The 18134-nt window shown below is 47.1% G+C and carries 15 protein-coding genes; 8 read left to right on the forward strand and 7 right to left on the reverse strand.

Going from position 1 to position 18134, the window contains the following annotated elements; translation table 11 throughout:
• The first annotated feature begins 62 nt into the window (after positions 1-62).
• Complete coding sequence (locus tag MHI54_RS11625) at positions 63-1301, forward strand: aminopeptidase (RefSeq protein ID WP_095214236.1); 1239 nt, start codon at positions 63-65, stop codon at positions 1299-1301.
• A 45-nt stretch (positions 1302-1346) separates the two neighbouring features.
• Here MHI54_RS11625 and recQ read toward each other — a convergent pair whose 3' ends face one another.
• From recQ to MHI54_RS11640, 3 genes are all read right to left on the reverse strand, one after another.
• Positions 1347-3467, reverse strand: a complete 2121-nt coding sequence (gene recQ, locus MHI54_RS11630) for a DNA helicase RecQ (RefSeq protein WP_095214320.1) — start codon at positions 3465-3467, stop codon at positions 1347-1349.
• 117 nt (positions 3468-3584) lie between these two features.
• The gene (locus MHI54_RS11635; RefSeq protein WP_340081517.1) at positions 3585-4916 is read right to left on the reverse strand and encodes a hemolysin family protein; all 1332 of its coding nucleotides are present in this window, start codon (positions 4914-4916) and stop codon (positions 3585-3587) included.
• A 125-nt stretch (positions 4917-5041) separates the two neighbouring features.
• Positions 5042-5221, reverse strand: coding sequence for an SE1832 family protein (locus MHI54_RS11640; RefSeq protein WP_095214234.1), 180 nt, complete (start codon positions 5219-5221; stop codon positions 5042-5044).
• 63 nt (positions 5222-5284) lie between these two features.
• Between MHI54_RS11640 and MHI54_RS11645 the strand changes: the two genes are divergently transcribed.
• The gene (locus tag MHI54_RS11645) at positions 5285-6124 is read left to right on the forward strand and encodes a GNAT family N-acetyltransferase (protein WP_095214233.1); all 840 of its coding nucleotides are present in this window, start codon (positions 5285-5287) and stop codon (positions 6122-6124) included.
• A gap of 47 nt (positions 6125-6171) precedes the next feature.
• Here the strand turns inward: MHI54_RS11645 and MHI54_RS11650 are convergent, their stop codons facing one another.
• From MHI54_RS11650 to MHI54_RS11660, 3 genes are all read right to left on the reverse strand, one after another.
• Positions 6172-7233 carry a bifunctional 3-deoxy-7-phosphoheptulonate synthase/chorismate mutase gene (locus MHI54_RS11650; protein WP_095214232.1) on the reverse strand — a complete coding sequence of 354 codons (1062 nt, stop codon included), beginning with the start codon at positions 7231-7233 and terminating at the stop codon, positions 6172-6174.
• A gap of 315 nt (positions 7234-7548) precedes the next feature.
• Positions 7549-8754, reverse strand: coding sequence for an MFS transporter (locus MHI54_RS11655; RefSeq protein ID WP_233134734.1), 1206 nt, complete (start codon positions 8752-8754; stop codon positions 7549-7551).
• Between the two features lie 13 nt (positions 8755-8767).
• Positions 8768-9862, reverse strand: coding sequence for an AI-2E family transporter (locus MHI54_RS11660; protein ID WP_095214230.1), 1095 nt, complete (start codon positions 9860-9862; stop codon positions 8768-8770).
• Positions 9863-10032: 170 nt separating this feature from the next.
• Between MHI54_RS11660 and MHI54_RS11665 the strand changes: the two genes are divergently transcribed.
• The 6 genes from MHI54_RS11665 to MHI54_RS11690 all read left to right on the forward strand — a co-directional run bounded on the left by MHI54_RS11665 (position 10033) and on the right by MHI54_RS11690 (position 16326).
• A complete protein-coding gene (locus MHI54_RS11665) occupies positions 10033-11751 on the forward strand; it encodes a phospho-sugar mutase (RefSeq protein ID WP_095214229.1) in 1719 nt (572 codons plus the stop codon).
• A gap of 259 nt (positions 11752-12010) precedes the next feature.
• Positions 12011-12796, forward strand: coding sequence for a TerC family protein (locus MHI54_RS11670; protein ID WP_095214228.1), 786 nt, complete (start codon positions 12011-12013; stop codon positions 12794-12796).
• A gap of 119 nt (positions 12797-12915) precedes the next feature.
• Positions 12916-13374 carry an OsmC family protein gene (locus MHI54_RS11675; protein WP_095214227.1) on the forward strand — a complete coding sequence of 153 codons (459 nt, stop codon included), beginning with the start codon at positions 12916-12918 and terminating at the stop codon, positions 13372-13374.
• Between the two features lie 27 nt (positions 13375-13401).
• Positions 13402-13815, forward strand: coding sequence for a Fur family transcriptional regulator (locus MHI54_RS11680; RefSeq protein ID WP_095214226.1), 414 nt, complete (start codon positions 13402-13404; stop codon positions 13813-13815).
• Positions 13816-13928: 113 nt separating this feature from the next.
• Positions 13929-14960: a zinc ABC transporter substrate-binding protein gene (locus MHI54_RS11685; protein ID WP_340081519.1), complete on the forward strand. Its 1032-nt coding sequence runs from the start codon at positions 13929-13931 to the stop codon at positions 14958-14960.
• 121 nt (positions 14961-15081) lie between these two features.
• Positions 15082-16326 carry an aminopeptidase gene (locus tag MHI54_RS11690; RefSeq protein ID WP_095214225.1) on the forward strand — a complete coding sequence of 415 codons (1245 nt, stop codon included), beginning with the start codon at positions 15082-15084 and terminating at the stop codon, positions 16324-16326.
• Here MHI54_RS11690 and ligD read toward each other — a convergent pair whose 3' ends face one another.
• Entirely contained in the window at positions 16327-18111 is a 1785-nt protein-coding gene (gene ligD, locus MHI54_RS11695) for a DNA ligase D (RefSeq protein WP_095214224.1), read from the reverse strand.
• Positions 18112-18134: the final 23 nt, after the last annotated feature.

An 18134-nucleotide genomic window follows, 5' to 3' on the forward strand; every position in this document is an offset into this window, starting at 1 on the left:
TTGCTCATACTCTACTAGAATGGAAGAATAGTCTGAAATCAATGACGGGAAGGATGAATCCAATGCCAGAAAAGGAATTATTGGAAAAATACGCGGAGGTTGCTTTGCGTACAGGTGTGAATATACAAAAGGATCAACCTCTATATATCATGGCACCTATCGATGGAGCGGAGTTTGTCCGACTAATCGCCAAGCGCGCTTACGAGCTGGGGGCCAGTGAAGTACATATCAATTGGTCCGATGATACGCTGACCCTTTTGAAGTATAAACATCAATCCGAAGAGGTGCTGACAGACATTCCTGATTGGGTTGTGGAGCAGCGCGCTTATTATATGAAAAAGGGAGCGGCTCTCCTGCAAATACGTTCCACCGATCCGGATCTTTTGAAGGATGTCGATGGAAGCAAAGTGGCACAGGCAACAAGAGCGACTGCCCAGGCCCTGCAGCATCTGCGCAAGTATACGATGAATGATATCATCCCTTGGACGATCATCACGATTCCGACAGATGCCTGGGCGCAAAAAATCTTCCCGGGCAAATCTGCAGAGGAAGCAACGAAGCTGCTTTGGGACTCCATCTTTAAAATTGTCCGTGTCGATCAGGAAGATCCTGTCCAGGCCTGGAAAGAGCACAATGCAAAGCTGCACCATGCCCGGGATGTCCTGAATGACAAACGTTACAAAAAGCTCCACTTCAAATCCGAAGGAACGGATCTTGTGATTGGTTTACCGGATGGACATATTTGGAAGGGTGGTTCATCTACGACAGAAAGCGGTACGGAATTCAATCCGAATATGCCGACGGAGGAAGTGTTCACGCTTCCGCATAAATATGATGTGGAAGGGACAGTCACAAGCAAGAAACCGTTGATTTATGACGGGAATATGATCGATGACTTCACGCTTACCTTCAAGGAAGGAAAAGTTGTTGATTACAAAGCGGAAGTGGGGCAGGAAACGCTCAAGCATTTACTGGAAACAGACGAAGGTGCTTTGCGGCTTGGCGAAGTGGCTTTAGTGCCCCATGAATCGCCGATTTCCCAATCCGGCCTTATTTTCTACAACACCTTGTATGATGAGAATGCATCCTGTCACATTGCTTTAGGGAAAGCTTATCCGACAACGCTTGAAGGCGGTTCGTCCATGACGGAAGAAGAATTGGATAAACATGGCGTCAATGATAGTCTTACACACACAGATTTCATGATCGGTTCAGCGGATCTAGCCATTGACGGTATCTTTGCAGATGGGACATCCGAGCCTGTATTCCGTGATGGAAGCTGGGCAATCAAATTCGATTAAAAGAAAACCCGCATCACTGGAATGCATCCAGTGATACGGGTTATTTTATTGCTCGAGTATAGCGTGATGCACGAGTACTGCACGGATGCCGTGGTAGTCACATGGTATATCCAATTGATCCTTGATTTCCCTGAGCTTTGGCAGCTCTTCATGCTGCTTCAGCACATGGAGAACGGCATTTTCCTGCTCCTCGGTGAAAAATTGCCTCAGATCGAGAGCTTTTCCTTCTGCATAAGCTTTGAACAAATGATTGCTGACAGTCATCGGAGTCAAGCCTCGTTCCTTGGCTATGTTTTCCATCGGTATACCTTGACTGAAGGCATCATAGCTGATGAGATGACTCGGTGTATCCTGCCTTTCCTGCAGGAGAGGCTTTTGATCGATGTCCGGGTTGGATGCTGTCTGCTCATATTGCTTCAGCACTTCGAGGAACTGCTCTCCATATTGTTCCATCCGTCTTTCCCCGATCCCCTTGATACCGAGCATTTCCTGCTGGGTATGCGGGATATATCGGCATAGCTCTTTCAATGTTGCATCCGAAAAGATGACATACGGAGGCAGTCCTTCTGCTTGTGCGATGCCTTTACGCAATTCACGCAGTTCCTGGAACAACGCCTCATCATAGTCCGCTTCGGCAGATTCCGTCGCTTTGGCGATCTGCATCATTACTTTCCTTTCGCCTTTCAGTATACGGACAGCTTCATCCGTCAGTGTCAATACAGGGTATTTATCATCGGTTGGAGCAAGGATCATTTCTGCGGAAAGATAATGGATGAACTGTGTGATATCCTTTTCCGTACGGTTTTTCATGATGCCATACGTAGAAAGTCCATCAAGCCCGAATTGCTTGATCCGCTTGTCCTTGGACCCTTTCAAAACCTTTGCAACCAAAACGGCTCCAAAGCGCTCGTCCATCCGTTTGACACAGGAGAGCACCATTTGCGCTTCACGAGTCATATCCGTCTTTTCGAATTCATTCAAGCAATTGCTGCATCTGCCGCAATCCTCGGGAATATGCGGATCCTGGAAATAGTGAAGCATATAGGTCTGTAAACAGCTTTGTGTATGGCAGTAATGGATCATTTGCTGCAGTTTCTGATACTCCGCTTGTGTGTCCGAGGCAGAATTCTCAATCAGGAATTTCAGCAGATGCACATCCTGGCCGGAGAAGAGCAGGACACAATCACTCGGTTCTCCATCGCGGCCTGCCCGGCCAGCCTCCTGATAATAGGCCTCCATGTTCATTGGCAAGGCATAATGCAGTACATAGCGTACGTTACTCTTATCGATTCCCATGCCAAAAGCATTCGTCGCAATCATGACACTGACTTCATCCTGGATGAAGGAGATTTGCGCTGCCTGGCGATCTGCTTCGCTCATCCCGGCGTGGTATTTAGCCGTCTTTATTCCTTGGCGGTCGAGAAACAGGGAAAGCTGATCGACCAGCTTTCTTGTTGGTGCGTAGATGATACCTGTATCTCCTTTGCGTTTTTGGATGAAATCGAGGATATAGCGCTCTTTATCGGCTCCTTTCACTACCTGGAAGCGCAGGTTCTCACGAGCGAAGCCGGTGCGTACCGTATAGTCTTCCTGGATATGCAGCAATTTTTGGATATCATCTGCCACCTGTGGTGTTGCAGTGGCAGTCAAAGCCATCACTGGAGGCGTATCTGCCAGCTTATCCAGGATGGAGATGGCTGATCGGTAGCTTGGACGAAAGTCATGTCCCCACTGGGAGATGCAATGCGCTTCGTCAAAGGCAATCAAGCTTATCGAAAGCTTGCGGATCATTTGCAGAAAGCGAGCATTTTCCAGCCGTTCAGGCGCCACATAGAGAAAGGTGAATGCACCTTGGGCAGCTTGCTGCATCGTCCATTCCAGTTCTGCTGCTTCCAATGTACTGTTTATATAAGCGGCAGGTATGTCCATTGCTGTCAGAGCATCCACCTGATCCTTCATCAAGGAGATAAGGGGAGAGATGATCAGCGCAGTACCCTGCCGCATCAAGGCCGGGACTTGGTAGCATATCGATTTACCACCGCCTGTCGGCATGATTGCTAACGTATTTTCATCATTCATTGCATGACCGATCACTTCGGCTTGACCTTTTCGGAAGGTGTCATAACCGTAATAATCCTTGAGTATTTGCTCGGCAGTAGCTTGCACGTTCAAAATCCTTTCCTCATTCATGTTATGTACAGCATAACACGATTCTGTGCAAATCAGCATTTTAGTCGGAAAAATAAGAAACTGCCCGTATCTGATACAGGCAGTTCCTTATTTTTATACCGTCGCCTCGCTGTGCGGGCGCTTCAATTCAATTTTAATTTTTTCCAGGCGATTATCCCGTACGGATTCAACGGTAAAGAGCATGTTTTCATATTCCACGACTGTATCAGCATCTTCGTCCGGGATTGATCCGATGCGGCTTAGGATGAAGCCGGCAATCGTATCGAAATTTGGTACGTCGATATCTGTATCGAAGTAATCGTTAAACTCATCGATTTGGAGGGAACCGCTCGCCATATACGTATTGTCATCGATGCGTGTCAGCTCTCCCTCGATTTCATCATATTCATCGTCGATATCCCCGACGATCTCTTCGATCATGTCTTCCATGGTCACGATACCAGAGAAACCGCCATATTCATCGATCAGGATGGCGAGATGATTATGCGTCTGCTGCAATTCCTTCAGCAAATCATCGATGTATTTCGTCTCGGGCACAAAATGTGCTTCCCGCAAAATCGTCTCAAGACGGATGCCATCGAATCCATACTCCCGGACTGCTTTGAAATAATCCTTCATGTTCAGAATACCGACGATGGTATCGCTATCTGTCTGATAGACCGGAATCCTGGAGTATTTCTGTTCCAGCAGAATGTCAGCCAGCTCCTCTGCCGGGGTATCGATACTCAGTGTGAATGTATCCGTACGGGGGGTCATGATCTCACGTGCAATCTTATCATCAAGATCGAATACACCTTTGATCATGCCGAACTCATCTGCATTCAATATACCTTCCTCCTGACCGGTCTGAGCCAGGAGCTTGATCTCTTCCCGAGAAACCTTTTCGGCTTCTGCGTCATTTCCCACACGAGTGATTTTTACGAGCATATTCGTGGAGAAGGAAAGGAACTTAACGAATGGCATTGCGATTTTACTGATAAATAGAATCGGTGTGACAGAGAATCTGGCTATCCTCTCCGCGTTTTGAAGGGCAACCCTTTTTGGGAACAATTCACCGAATACAAGTGTTACATATGACAGCAAGACAGTAATCACAATAACGCTGATTTGCTGTGCATAAGGGATATCTCCCAGTACACCGGCGAATCGATTGGCAAGTCCGGTAGCAGCTGAGGCACTCGAGAAGAAGCCTGCCAGCGTTATACCTACTTGAATCGTAGCAATGAACTTACTCGGATCGGCGATGAGCTTCTGCAGCAATGCTGCTTTTTTATCGCCTTCATCCGCTTGCTGCGAAATACGATTCTTATTCAGTGAGACCAATGCGATTTCCGCCGCAGCAAAAAAAGCATTCAGGACTGTTAAAATACCAATCAATACGAGTTGGAGTAAAACTGGACTCCCAGGATCATCCGGACTATTCATGTATAAAATCTCTCCCTTAAAAAAATAAACGCAAAAAATGCGTTTTCATTATGAATATTATAAGCTTTTTTTATGCGTAATCCAACTAGTGTGCACGTACTGTAGTATATCCTGTGAATTGGGAATTATTCCAATGCCCGCAGCTGCTGGCGGAGTGATCGGATCTCCATTTCCATTTCTTCCAGCTGCCTTTCCATATGGGATGCTCCAGCACCGCTTGATGCCAATTTATCCGCATCTGCCTGAACGCTTGTGTACGACATTTTTAACTCGGCCAGTTTTGCTTCCAGCTCTTGCCTATCCATATCATCACCTCTACACTTAGAATAGGGAAAATCAAGTCTCTACGTCAAGCGGGAGGGGAAGGAATGCGTTTTGTACAGGAACATGATGTGCATCGTCTGCTGGCAAAAGCTGAACAGTCATTGCTGCAGCATGAAGCAGAGAATAATTTATTGTTAGGGCTGCTGGGAAGAGTGGCGGATGGAGAGGATATGGGATCGATTTTTGGATATGGGGAGGATGACCATGGAATTTGCACCGTCTTCTTGCATACAAAGGGAAATCGTATCATCCTTTCTCATGACACGGTATGGAAAGACGAAGAAGCTGCCCAGCTGGCCGGATTTGTGAATACATTGACGCCCGACCTTCCTGGAGTCATCGGACCAGTGGAACAGGCAAATCAGTTTGCACGAGTTTGGTCCAGGCTTTACGAAAAACAGATGAAGGTCCATATGAATCAGTTCATCTATCAGCTTGATCAAGTGGAGGATGCCGGTGCCGCCGCAGGGGAAATGCGTCTGGCAGGCAAAGAAGATTTCCTCTTGCTGCGGGATTGGCTCGTGCAATTCGGGAAAGCCACTGGCGAAGATATGACGGAAGAACGAGCGAATACAGTGATCGGCAGGATGATCACCCAAAAGCGAATGTATGTCTGGACGATCGATGGCAATGTCGTGAGTATGGCAGGCTGTGCCAGAGAAAGCCGGCATGGGATCGTCATCAATGCAGTTTTCACGCCTGCAGAGCAGCAGCGCAAAGGATATGCCCAAAGTTTAGTGGCAGCACTTTCGGCTAAATTGCTCCATGATGGAAAACAATTCTGCTGTCTGTTCACGAATGCGGATGACCCAGGTCCGAATAAGCTGTATCAAAAAATCGGATACCGCCGAGTCGCCCGTAGCTGCGCTATCGATTTCTTATAAGAAAGGGCCGTCACAGTGAAGTGACGGCCCTTATCTGTATTTATGTTTTATATTTTGCCTTGGAAGGCAGCAAGTTCGTCGTAGAATTTATCGAATGTCGGAATATCCATTTGCTGGCCTGCATCGGACAATGCAGCAGCAGGATTCGGGTGCACTTCAGCCATGACACCATCTGCACCGACAGCCAATGCAGCTTTCGCGCACGGGAGCATGATGTCCTTTCGGCCAGTGGAATGCGTCACGTCGACCATGACAGGAAGATGTGTTTCCTGTTTCAAAATCGGCACGGCAGAAATATCAAGTGTATTCCGCGTCGCTGTTTCATAAGTGCGGATACCGCGTTCGCAAAGGATGATTTGTCCATTGCCTTCGGAGTGGATATACTCCGCAGCAGCTATGAATTCTGCAATTGTACCGGATAAAGCGCGTTTGAGCAGGATTGGTTTATTCGTACGGCCTGCTTCTTTCAGTAATTCGAAGTTCTGAGCATTACGCGCACCGATTTGAATGACGTCGACAAAATCCAGCGCTTTTTCGATGTCATGCGGCGTCACGATCTCACTGATGACAGCCAAATCGTATTCATCCGCTGCACGCTTCAGGATTTCCAAGCCTTCCACACCGAGCCCCTGGAAATCATAAGGGGATGTACGCGGCTTGAAAGCACCGCCGCGAAGCAGCTTGAGTCCTTTGTCTTTCAAAGATTCCGCTACCGCCGCTACTTGATCATAGCTCTCCACCGAACAAGGACCAAAGACAAAGCTTGCTTTGCCGGTTCCGACTTTTTCTCCTTTTAGGTCGATTACCGTATCTTCGTTTTTGTAAGAGCGGGAGACAAGCATCGGACGCTTGCTGGCAGCTTCTTCTTCCTTCGTCTTGGATTTCATCACAGCTTGGAAGATAGCATCCAAAGAGGATTCCCCGAGGACGCCTGTTTCATTCTGTGCTTTCAGCTCTGCCAGCAGCAGTTTTTCGGACTGGCTGCGCTCACTCTCGGGAAGATCCTTCAGCTGCTGCTTAAGGCTTGCCTGTTCGTTCAACAATTTCAACAGCTCGAAATGTGTTTGTTCATACTGCTTCTTAAGCTCCAAAACATTTGTAGTCTGCATAAATAGATCCTCCTTATAAGTTTAAATGCCCCAATTTGTCTTCAATAGCCCATCCAGCCGGTATCAGTTATCCTGCAAGCGAGAATTCCCGGATCCCGGGGAATCCCTTGCAAACCGCTGCCGCCCTGAGACGGGTTATGGAAGAAGCACAACATCAACATCGCAATCCGAAATAAATACAATGTTGAAAATATTATCCCTATACTACATGCTTTTATAAATAAATACAAATGAAAGCTTCGAGGTATGCAGAAAAAAGGACGATAGTACCTATTTACCCTGGATTTTTGCCTTGCCATGATTTTGATGAAATCTTTATATTTTTTTAACATTCATAGCAGGCTGCCGATCTTTTCGACGCTTGATAACATAATCGGACAGCGTGAACAAAAATACGAGCAAGAATAGGAAACTCGATATTTGGAACAGGGAAGAAGTCGGTACGAATTGATGCAAAATGCCAAGGATGACAGCACTCAGGCCAATGCCAAAATCGATAGATGAATAGTACATGCCATTGGCGATACCGCTTCTTTCAACATCCGTCTTGGATATCGTCCAAGCTTGCAAAGCGGGGATCATTGATCCATAACCAATCCCGAACAAAGCCCCGGAAAGGATGAAATACCAGTTTGCCGATGCGATGCTGAGTATCCACATAGCCAGGAAAGCTATCACGGAACAGCCCATGATCAAAAGCCAAGGTCCCTTGGCATCGAACAGGCGCCCTGTGAAAGGTCTCGAAATGGTAGCACATAAGGCATTGGCTAAATAGAAGAGGAATGTCCCGGTCAGATTCTGTTCCTCTCCAAAAAGGACAAGATAAGTAACGATGGAACCGTATCCGAATGAAGTCAGGAACGTGATGAATACTGGATAAGTGCTTTTCTTTTCGATCAATGATCGGAAAAATGAAAACTTCGGCGGCTTGGCTTGGTTCCGTGATAGTGCTTCAGGTTCTGCATAATGTGTAATCGACAGGAATAGGAAAGCTATCATGCCTAGTAAGACAGAGACAAGTACGAGGGTGCGGAAATCATAATTTTGATAAAGGAAAATACCGATGCTTGGTGCAATGATCATTCCAATCGTTATCGAAAGGCCAAAATAACCCATGCCTTCTCCGACACGCCTTCTCGGCACAAGGTCAACTGCGGCGGTACCGTTGGTGGTGGTGCCCCATCCCCAAGCTGCCCCATGCAGGAAGCGGAAGATCAGCAGAAGTGTGACAATTTGAGTGAAAGGATAAAGGATTGTACAGACGAGTAAAAGGAAAGAGCCGATAAGAACCGGCATTTTCCTTTTTTTCGTCAGCAGGATATGGCCGATGAACGGCCTGATCAGAATTGCTGCGACTGAAAAGGATGTCGTCACCAATCCTACTTGAAGGCTGCTGCCGCCGATGGAGGCAATATAAGGAGGCAGATTCGGCAGCAGCATCTGGAAGCTCATGAAAGTAAAAAGATTGCCCAGCAGCAGGAAAACAAAGGCCTTCGTCCATAAGGGAGGCGTATTGTTCATGATCATGCGCCTCCTAATCTGCCTGAATTCCAGCAGCTGATTTTTTCTTCATTCTATAATCGACCCATTCCCGGTAAAAGTGGGAAACGACCGCTTTGCAAACGGCATAAAACGGAATGACGAACAGAAGACCGAGGAAGCCGGCAATGTTTCCGGCAGCCAGAATCAGCGTGATGACTGTCAGCGGATGGATGCTCAAGACTTTGCCCATGACATTCGGGGAAATGAGATTTCCTTCGATCTGCTGGGCAATCAGCATGACGATGGCAGCCAGTATAGCCAATTTGGGCTCTTGGAAAAAGGCGACCAGGATGGCTGGCGCAGCTGCCAGATATGGCCCGAGAAACGGGATGACATTGAAAACGAGTCCGATGACAGCAAGCGTGAAGGCATATTTCAGCCCGATGAGCGAATAGCCGATGAACAGCATGGTGCCGACGCATACCGATACAATGAACTGGCCCTGGATAAAGGAGGCCAGCGTATGATTCACATCTTCCATCAGTTTTTTCACGCTTGCTCCTTTTTTCTCATCGAAGAATTTCGTGATGAATGGAATCAATTTTTCCCCATCTTTGAGCATAAAGAATAAGAAAAAGGGAATTAAGACAAGCGTGAACAGGAAGTTGACCAGGCTGGAAATGAAACTGATGAGATAACCTGGGATGTCCTGCAGACTGGATTGCAAGTTCGAAGCATAATTCATGATGGATTCTTCCACTTGATCCGGCAGGGCAGAGTGATTCTCTTCCCAATAATCCACGATGGACATAATTTCATTGGTTATTCCCGGGATATTATTCACCAAAGCCTGAAATTGCTTCTGCACGATTGGTGCAGCGAATTGGAATACGATATAACCCAATCCGATCAAGAGCAGGAATATCGTCAGGATGGCCACCCATTTCGGGAAACGGATCCTTTCAAGGAGCCGCACCAGCGGTTTGGTGATATAGAATAGAAGGCCGGCCGCGATCATCGGGAATGCGATGGCGCCTATGTATGCGGCTAGGGGCCGGAAAATGAAGCCCACTTTCGAAATCAACAGGATCAGGGTGAAAGTCAGGACAGCGGCCACAAGGCCTTGAAACCATTTTTTCTGAGTCAACTAAATCGTACCTTTCCAGTTATTGATATAGCCTAGCATAGCATAGCCGGGCTTCGGCGTAACCCTTTCCCAAAGTTTTTATTGAATTTCCAGCAAGATGGGGATTCTGCGCCATTTCACATTATAATGTGGTAAAATCTCACTATACTTATTTTTCAGGAGGAAAGCACATGGCATGGCAAGATACATATCAGAAATGGAGTTCATTTACAAGTCTTGATCCTAAATATAAAGAGGAATTGGCGAAAATCGCCGAGGATGAAGCTGCTTTGGAAGATGCTTTTTATAAAGAGCTGACATTCGGGACAGGCGGTATGCGCGGCGTGCTGGGAGCGGGAACGAACCGTATGAACATCTATACTGTCCGCAAGGCAGTGGAAGGGCTGGCAGTGTACATGGAGAAGAACGTTGCAGATTACAAGGAACGCGGCGTAGCAGTTGCTTATGATTCCCGTTACATGTCTGCCGAGTTTGCGGATGAAACTGCCCGTGTCCTGGGAGCGCATGGAATCCGTGCGCATGTTTTCGAATCGCTTCGTCCGACTCCGCTGCTATCCTTCGCGGTGCGTCATTTGAATGCTGCAGCCGGCATCATGATCACAGCGAGTCATAACCCGCCTGAATATAATGGCTTCAAAGTCTATAATGAAGACGGCGGTCAGATCCCGCCGGCGCAGGCAGAGGCAATCATAGCGGAAATTGCCAAAGTCGAAGATGAATTGGCGGTGGAAGTCGCGGATTTGGAGACAATCCGCAAAAATGGTCTGCTGCATTCCATTGGGGAGGATGTAGATAGTGCCTACCTCCAAGAATTAAAGACGATCTCAAACATGTCCGATTCTGCGAAAGAGCAGCTGGACAAACTCCAGATTGTATTCACACCGCTTCACGGTACATCCCATGATCTTGTCCTGCGCGGTTTGGACCAGCTTGGCTTCCAGCATGTACATGTGGTGAAAGAGCAGGCACAGCCGGATCCGGAGTTCTCGACCGTGGAATCTCCGAATCCGGAAGAGCATCAAGCCTTTACACTGGCGATGGAACAAGGTGCGGAGATCGGAGCGGATGTACTGATTGGGACCGATCCTGATGCGGATCGCCTGGGAGTTGCTGTACAGGACGGAAAAGGTGCATATCAAGTATTGACAGGGAACCAGCTTGGTACTTTGATGCTTGATTACGTACTGACCAATGCATCAGAGGATGATCTACACAGCGGGAGGCTCGTCAAGACCATCGTGACGACTGAAATGGGACGCGCAGTGGCAGCATCATATGGCGTGGAGACGATTGATACGCTGACGGGGTTCAAATATATCGGTGAGAAAATCAAGCAATTCGAAACCACCGGCGAGAAATTCCTCTTTGGCTATGAAGAGAGCTACGGTTATTTGATCGGTGATTTCGTACGTGATAAGGATGCTGTACAGGCTGCTATGATCGCTTGTGAAATGGCTGCTCACTGGCGGGCGCAAGGCAAGACGCTGCTGGAGGCATTGCATGTACTTTACGAAAAGCATGGCTACTTCCTGGAGGATCTTCATTCCATCACATTGAAAGGTAAAGATGGTGCCGCGAAGATCGCAGCGATGATGGATGCTGTCCGTGCCGATACACCACAGGAGCTTGGCGGTCTGAAGATCATTGCAGTGGAGGATTATTCCGCACAGACACGCCGTCATCTCGAGTCTGGTTCTGAAGAGAAGCTGACACTTCCTCAGGAAAATGTCATAAAGCTGCTTCTTGAGAAGGATAGCTGGGTGTGTCTGCGTCCATCCGGAACGGAACCGAAAATCAAAAGCTATTATGGTGTCAGCAGCGCGAGCTACGAAAGCAGCTTGAAGCTATTGGAGAAGCTGAAAGCAGATCTTGGCAAGTATCTGCAATAAGCAGTTGACATTGTTCTGATATTCGACTACACTGAGTGTGTGATAAGCGCAATATGCTTTTAAAGGGGAGTAGCTACACAATAAAGTCGTCATTCCGAGAGAAATCTCCGGCTTTATTGGCAACTCAGACGTTGTTAGCGAGACCTTTACCATCTTGGTAAAGGTCTCGCTTTTTTTGATAAAAAGCGTTACGCCTTCACTAAGATGGAGTATGATTGCAAAGAAAGTCGCATACTACACATAAAAGGAGCGTAACTACATGGATGCACAATTACTTTTAGAGTATGGCTGGGTTCTGATCGTCCTTGTCGGACTGGAAGGTATTCTTGCCGCGGATAACGCATTGGTACTCGCAATCATGGTTAGGCATTTGCCTGAAAAACAGCGTAAAAAAGCACTTTTCTATGGGCTGCTCGGGGCATTTATCCTCCGCTTCGCATCCCTATTCGTCATTTCCTTCCTTGTCGATGTTTGGCAAGTACAGGCAATAGGTGCTGCGTATCTACTGTTCATATCCATAAAGAACCTGTACGACAAGTTCAGTTCTAAAAATGATGATGTCACTAATAAGAAGCCGAAAAAAGAAAGTGGCTTCTGGATGACGGTCTTGAAAGTCGAACTTGCCGACCTTGCTTTTGCGGTCGATTCCATCCTTGCTGCGGTAGCACTGGCTGTTGCACTTCCGCCGACAGGCTGGGGAGAAGTAGGAAGTTTGGATACCGGACAATTCGCTGTCGTCCTTGCAGGCGGAATGATCGGTATCATCATCATGCGATTTGCAGCGAACATTTTCGTTGACTTGCTCCATACACGACCTGCTTTGGAAGTAGCAGCTTTCGTCATCGTCGGATGGGTAGGTGTAAAGCTGGTCGTGAGCACGCTCTCCCACGACTCACTTGGCGTACTGCCGCATGATTTTGCACATTCGACTGCGTGGAAGCTTATCTTCTATGGTGTACTGGTCGCTATTGCCGTGATCGGCTGGATTGTGTCTGGCAAAAATAAAGTCGAGCATAAGAAAGAGGATTCTGCTCAAACTGAATAAACTATAAAAGACCTTTCACTTAATGGTGAAAGGTCTTTTTTGAACAGACATTTTGTCTTTCAAGCTGAGAAGCGTTAAAATAGAAGACAGCATATAGATAGCAGAAGGGGACGAGTACCATGTCAGAACATCATTTTCATTTAGCGGCAGCCTGGCCGGGAGGAAGGAACAGCTCCGGTACAATCGAAGCAGGAAATCTGAAGACAGAAATCAGCATTCCGCCAGAAATGGGTGGTCCTGGCATCGGTACGAATCCGGATGAGATGCTGCTCGGAGCAGCGGCTACTTGCTATATCATCACTTTGGCAGCAATGATTGAACGGGCTCACCTGCCGCTGTCATCCATGAAATTGGAGTCGGAAGGCATCGTTGATGAAACCAATGGTGTGATCACATACAAGCGAATCATCCATCGGCCGACAGTATATTTAAAAGAAGAGGCGACGGAAAAGCAATTCCATATGCTGGAGAAGCTTGCTGTCAAAGCGGAAGAGAGCTGTATGATCACAAGAGCGATAAAAGGCAATGTAGAAGTGAGTCTGGAGGCAGACTTGCATATCGAGAAGCACCCTAAATAATTTTGCAAGATAAAGGACGGAAAGCGTATGAATAGTGAACGTGCGATGCATATTCTGAAGGAAAATGGCTTTAAACAGACAAAGCAGCGCGAAAAACTGCTGGATATTTTCCAGAAACGATCCCAGTATTCCGCGGTGACCGATCTTTGGAAAGAATTTCGAGAGGATTTTCCAAGCGCAAGTTATGATACTGTGTACAGAAATCTTTATACGATGTCGGAGCTTGGCATCCTGGAGATGACAACAATAGATGGAGATAAGCATTTCCGTTTCCATTGCAATATAGAAGGCCATCATCATCACTTCATCTGTAAGCAATGCGGCATAACGAAAGCGATTGATGTCTGCCCGATAGCAGACGTGCAAACAGCGCTGCCGGGCGGCTATACAATAGAAAACCATAACTTCGAGGTGTATGGCATTTGTCCTGCCTGTCAATAATTGATTGATAGGCAGTATTTTTTGTGACAGAAACGTAATAATTACTGTTTACAGATAGTAATGGTTACGATATAATCTCGATTAGAGCTTATATCGTAACGGGAGGAATACCATTGTTGAAGAAATCGTTATTTTTAATCAGTACAGCCCTGCTTTTCGTTTTGCTTGCAGCTTGTTCGGACAGCGGAAGTCAAGAAAGTTCGGAGAATGGCAAAATGAAGATATATACCACCATCTATCCGATTCAATACTTTGCCGAAAGAATTGGCGGGGACCAAGTGGAAGTGGAGTCCGTGATCCCAGCTGGCAGTGACGCACATAGCTTCGAACCAACCTCGAATCAGATGGTCGATATTGCGAAAGCAGATGCTTTCCTGTATTCAAGTGATGAACTGGAAACATATGCCAAGACGATCGCGGATGCTGTCGGTGACGAGGATGTAAAGATTGCCCAGCTTGCAGATGGCATCAATTTGCTTCCTTTTGATGAAGAACATGAGCATAGCCATGGAGAGGCAACAGAGGAAGAGCACGATCATAGCCACGAAGAAGCAACAGAAGAAGAACACGATCATAGTGAAGAATCAGCAGAAGAAGCACATCACCATGATCATGGCAGTATCGATCCGCATTACTGGCTTGATCCAGAACGTGCAAAACAGATGGCGGAAAATATGAAGAATACCCTTGTAGAACTGGATCCTGACAACGAAACGACTTATGAGGACAATTACAAGGCAGTCGCAGAAGAATTGGATGAGCTTGATCAGAAATTCCAGCAGGCGGTCGAAGGAAAAGAAAATAAGAAAATCATCGTGTCCCATGCTGCATATGGATACTGGGAAGACCGTTACGGTATTGAGCAGATTGCCATAACTGGTTTATCCCCAACGAATGAACCTTCTCAGCAGGAATTAGAGGAGATCATCCATACGGCAGAAGATAATAAATTGAACTATGTACTGTTCGAACAGAATATTTCGCCGAAGGTGGCAACCATCGTACAGGATGAAATCGGGGCTGATGTCCTCAGGATCCACAATTTGGAGACCATTACCGAGGATGAAATCGATGCTGGCGAAGATTATTTCAGTCTGATGAACAAGAATATTGAAACGTTGGAGCAAGCTTTGACCAATGAATGAACTGCCTAAGGCTGCCCGAGTTTATCTCGGGCAGCCTTTTATTAATCCTTATGTTTCGTGAATATTCTAATTTTAATATATAATGAAGATGTACATAAGTTTGTTTATGGAGGGGTTTGCAATGAAAAAATTCGAAGAACAGCTGCAGCAATTCGCCAGACTGGCCATCCAGACCGGCGTTAATCTGCAAAAGGGACAAGGGCTTCTGCTGGTTGCACCAATCGAAGCGGTACGCTTCGTCCGGATGGTTGCAGAAGAGGCGTATAAAGCAGGAGCTAAAGATGTACATACAGAATGGATCGATGACGAGCTGGTTCTTCAACGCTATAACCATGCTCCGATTGAATTTCTGGAGAACGTGCCTGCATGGAAATTCCATGCCCGCAATGAGATGGTGAAGGATGACTATGCAGTTCTGAATATCCTCGGTGAAAATCCAGATTTACTGGAAAAAGCCGATGGGGATAAAGTGGCGGCGTATATGAAATCAGCTGGAAAAGGACTGACACCTTATCGGGACTGGATGATGAAAGATAAAATGCAATGGTCGATTGTCGCTTATCCGACAGCAGCCTGGTCCAAAAAGGTATTCCCTGACAAATCCATCGAGGAGGCGCAGGAAGCCATGATGGAAGAAATCCTGCGCATCAGCCGGGTCACTGGAAATACAGACCCGAATGAAGCTTGGAAAGCGCATAATAAACAGCTGCATCTTGCAGCGGACTTCATGAATAAGCAGCAGTTCTCCAAATTGATCTATAAGTCCAAGGGAACAGACTTAACAATCGAGCTGCCAAAGGGTCATATTTGGAGTGGTGGTTCAGGTCCTACAGAAGCAGGGGTAGAATTCAACGCTAATATCCCTACGGAAGAAGTATTCACGATGCCGCATAAGAACGGCGTAAATGGAACGGTATCCAGCACCTTGCCATACAACTTCAATGGTCAGCTGATCGAAAACTTCCAGCTGACATTCAAGGATGGCGAAGTGGTGGACTATAAGGCAGAAAAAGGCGAGAAAGCGCTGAAAAATCTGCTGGAAGCTGATCCCGGCTCCAAACGTCTTGGGGAAGTGGCGCTAGTTCCGCATAAATCACCGGTATCACAATCGGGTTTGATTTTTTATAATACATTGTTCGATGAAAATGCATCGTGCCACCTTGCATTAGGGAAGGCGTATCCGACTTGTATTGCAGGCGGCAATGATATGACTGCTGCAGAACTTGAGGCAGCGGGTGTGAATGACAGCATCATGCATGAAGATTTCATGATCGGGTCAGCTGATCTTGATATCGATGGTGTAAAAGAAGACGGCACCACTGTGGCTGTCTTCCGTCAAGGAGCCTGGGCGCTCGAGTTCAACTGATCAAACCAAGCGGAGAATCGAATCCAGTCTTTGGCTGTTCCTGGCTTCTTCATAAGAAGCAAAGGGGCAGCCTTTTTGCCGTATGCGCTCCGGAACAGTATAAATGGTGAAGTCATCCAGTGTTAGCCCTGGATTTACTTCTTCCCAGAATAATGGAGTGCTGACAGTACCACTTGTCCGCTTCCGGGCGGTGTAAGGAACCGGTAATGTTTTCCCCTTCCCGAACTGAACATAGTCGATATACAGACGCTCATGTCGATTCTTTTTCATTCTCTCGATTGTAAAAAGATCAGGATGCTGCTGGACGAGTAATCTTGCCAAAGCTTCGGTGAAGGTGCCTGCTTCTTCATAGCTGAGCTGCTTATCTGGCAATGGAATGTACAGCTGCAGTCCTTTGCTGCCGGAAGTCTTTATGAATGCATGGAGATGCATTTGATCAAGCCAGTCTTTAAGCAGATTGGCAGCCTTGATTGCCAATGGAAGGGCATCTTCTGCCGGCGGATCAAGGTCGATGGCGATTTCCTGCGGCGATTCGCTGCCGATATGGTGAAAAGGGGCATGGAATTCGATGCTCCCATGGTTCGCAAACCAGATGAGAGTCTGAAGATCCGGGCATTGCAGCGCCTTCGTATCAGGAATGAAGTCTGGGGCATAATCTGGCCTGTGCTTCTGATAAAAGAAATCTGCTTCAACCCCGTCAGGACAGCGGATGATTGTCATTTCCCTATTTATCATATGGGGTAGCATGAACGGTGCCACTGCCCGGATATAAAGCAGGTAACGCAGCTTATCGATTCGCGCCTCTTCCCAGTAAAGCTTGTCCAGCTTGCTTAATTCAACTGTTTCCGGAAATTGGGCAAGATCAATGGCTGCTTGCTGTATTGTGCAATCAGCTGCTGCTATGGTCGGTGTCAAACTATGGAATCTCGGTTCGCGCAGCTCTTCGTCTGCCTGGCCAAGGCAGTCGATTTTTGCGCAGATGGCTGGAGGGAGTATCAGAAGATTATTGTCCTTGTTCCCGTTCTCTTTAAAAAAGGCAGTAAGAGCATGGCGCTCAGCCTCTTCCATCCCATGCTTGCATTTTCCGATCGGCACGAAATGACCATGCTCATCTGCCAGCTGAGCATGGAAATAATCATTTTCTTTATCGTATGCTGTCAGCACTGCTGTGATCGTGCGCCAATTCTTTATTTTGTACCAATCGTGATGCTGTTTGCCTGCCTTATAAGTACTGGAAGAGCGCTTGGCGATGATGCCTTCCCCTTGATGCAGGATGACAGATTCCAAAAGCGTCCCAGGTTCTGAATGATAAGCTACATATTTTACAGCTGCCGGCTGTCCTTCGAATGAATGGATGAGTTCTTGCAGTGCTTGCTTGCGCGAAGTGAGCCGCCGTCTTTCCTGCTTTTTGCCGGCATCGATAAGTAAATCGAAAGCCATCAGCACAGCAGGGCGTGCAGCTGCAATCCGTTCGATTCGATCGGCTGATTTCAACCGTCCGCGAGTTTGCAGCAAACCAAAGTCCCCGCTCAATATGTTTTTCGGTACGATTAATTCCCCATCGATTGTGAAAGGGATATGTGCATCCACTGCATGCCTTTGCTGTTCGCAGTAGGTGATGATCTCCGGGAATTGGGCGGTCAAATCGATGCCATTTTTGCTTGTCAGCGTCACGCTGTCCTTGGTGACGTTCAGTACAGCCCGGAAACCGTCATATTTGACTTCATATATCCAGTCTTCCCCGACAGGATAGGTATCCTGATAGATCGGTTTCATTACCTCCATTGATATTCTCTCCTTTTTCTCTA

The sequence above is a fragment of the Terribacillus sp. FSL K6-0262 genome (assembly GCF_037977385.1).
Lineage (GTDB): Bacteria > Bacillota > Bacilli > Bacillales > Amphibacillaceae > Terribacillus.

Excerpts from the sequence above, each read along its gene's own strand:
- MHI54_RS11635 (WP_340081517.1), bottom strand. The coding sequence starts at position 4,916 with ATGAATAGTCCGGATGATCCTGGGAGTCCAGTTTTACTCCAACTCGTA.
- MHI54_RS11645 (WP_095214233.1), top strand. The coding sequence starts at position 5,285 with ATGCGTTTTGTACAGGAACATGATGTGCATCGTCTGCTGGCAAAAGCT.
- MHI54_RS11640 (WP_095214234.1), bottom strand. The coding sequence starts at position 5,221 with ATGGATAGGCAAGAGCTGGAAGCAAAACTGGCCGAGTTAAAAATGTCG.
- MHI54_RS11665 (WP_095214229.1), top strand. The coding sequence starts at position 10,033 with ATGGCATGGCAAGATACATATCAGAAATGGAGTTCATTTACAAGTCTT.
- MHI54_RS11650 (WP_095214232.1), bottom strand. The coding sequence starts at position 7,233 with ATGCAGACTACAAATGTTTTGGAGCTTAAGAAGCAGTATGAACAAACA.
- MHI54_RS11625 (WP_095214236.1), top strand. The coding sequence starts at position 63 with ATGCCAGAAAAGGAATTATTGGAAAAATACGCGGAGGTTGCTTTGCGT.
- MHI54_RS11690 (WP_095214225.1), top strand. The coding sequence starts at position 15,082 with ATGAAAAAATTCGAAGAACAGCTGCAGCAATTCGCCAGACTGGCCATC.
- MHI54_RS11675 (WP_095214227.1), top strand. The coding sequence starts at position 12,916 with ATGTCAGAACATCATTTTCATTTAGCGGCAGCCTGGCCGGGAGGAAGG.
- MHI54_RS11670 (WP_095214228.1), top strand. The coding sequence starts at position 12,011 with ATGGATGCACAATTACTTTTAGAGTATGGCTGGGTTCTGATCGTCCTT.
- MHI54_RS11655 (WP_233134734.1), bottom strand. The coding sequence starts at position 8,754 with ATGAACAATACGCCTCCCTTATGGACGAAGGCCTTTGTTTTCCTGCTG.
- ligD (WP_095214224.1), bottom strand. The coding sequence starts at position 18,111 with ATGGAGGTAATGAAACCGATCTATCAGGATACCTATCCTGTCGGGGAA.
- MHI54_RS11680 (WP_095214226.1), top strand. The coding sequence starts at position 13,402 with ATGAATAGTGAACGTGCGATGCATATTCTGAAGGAAAATGGCTTTAAA.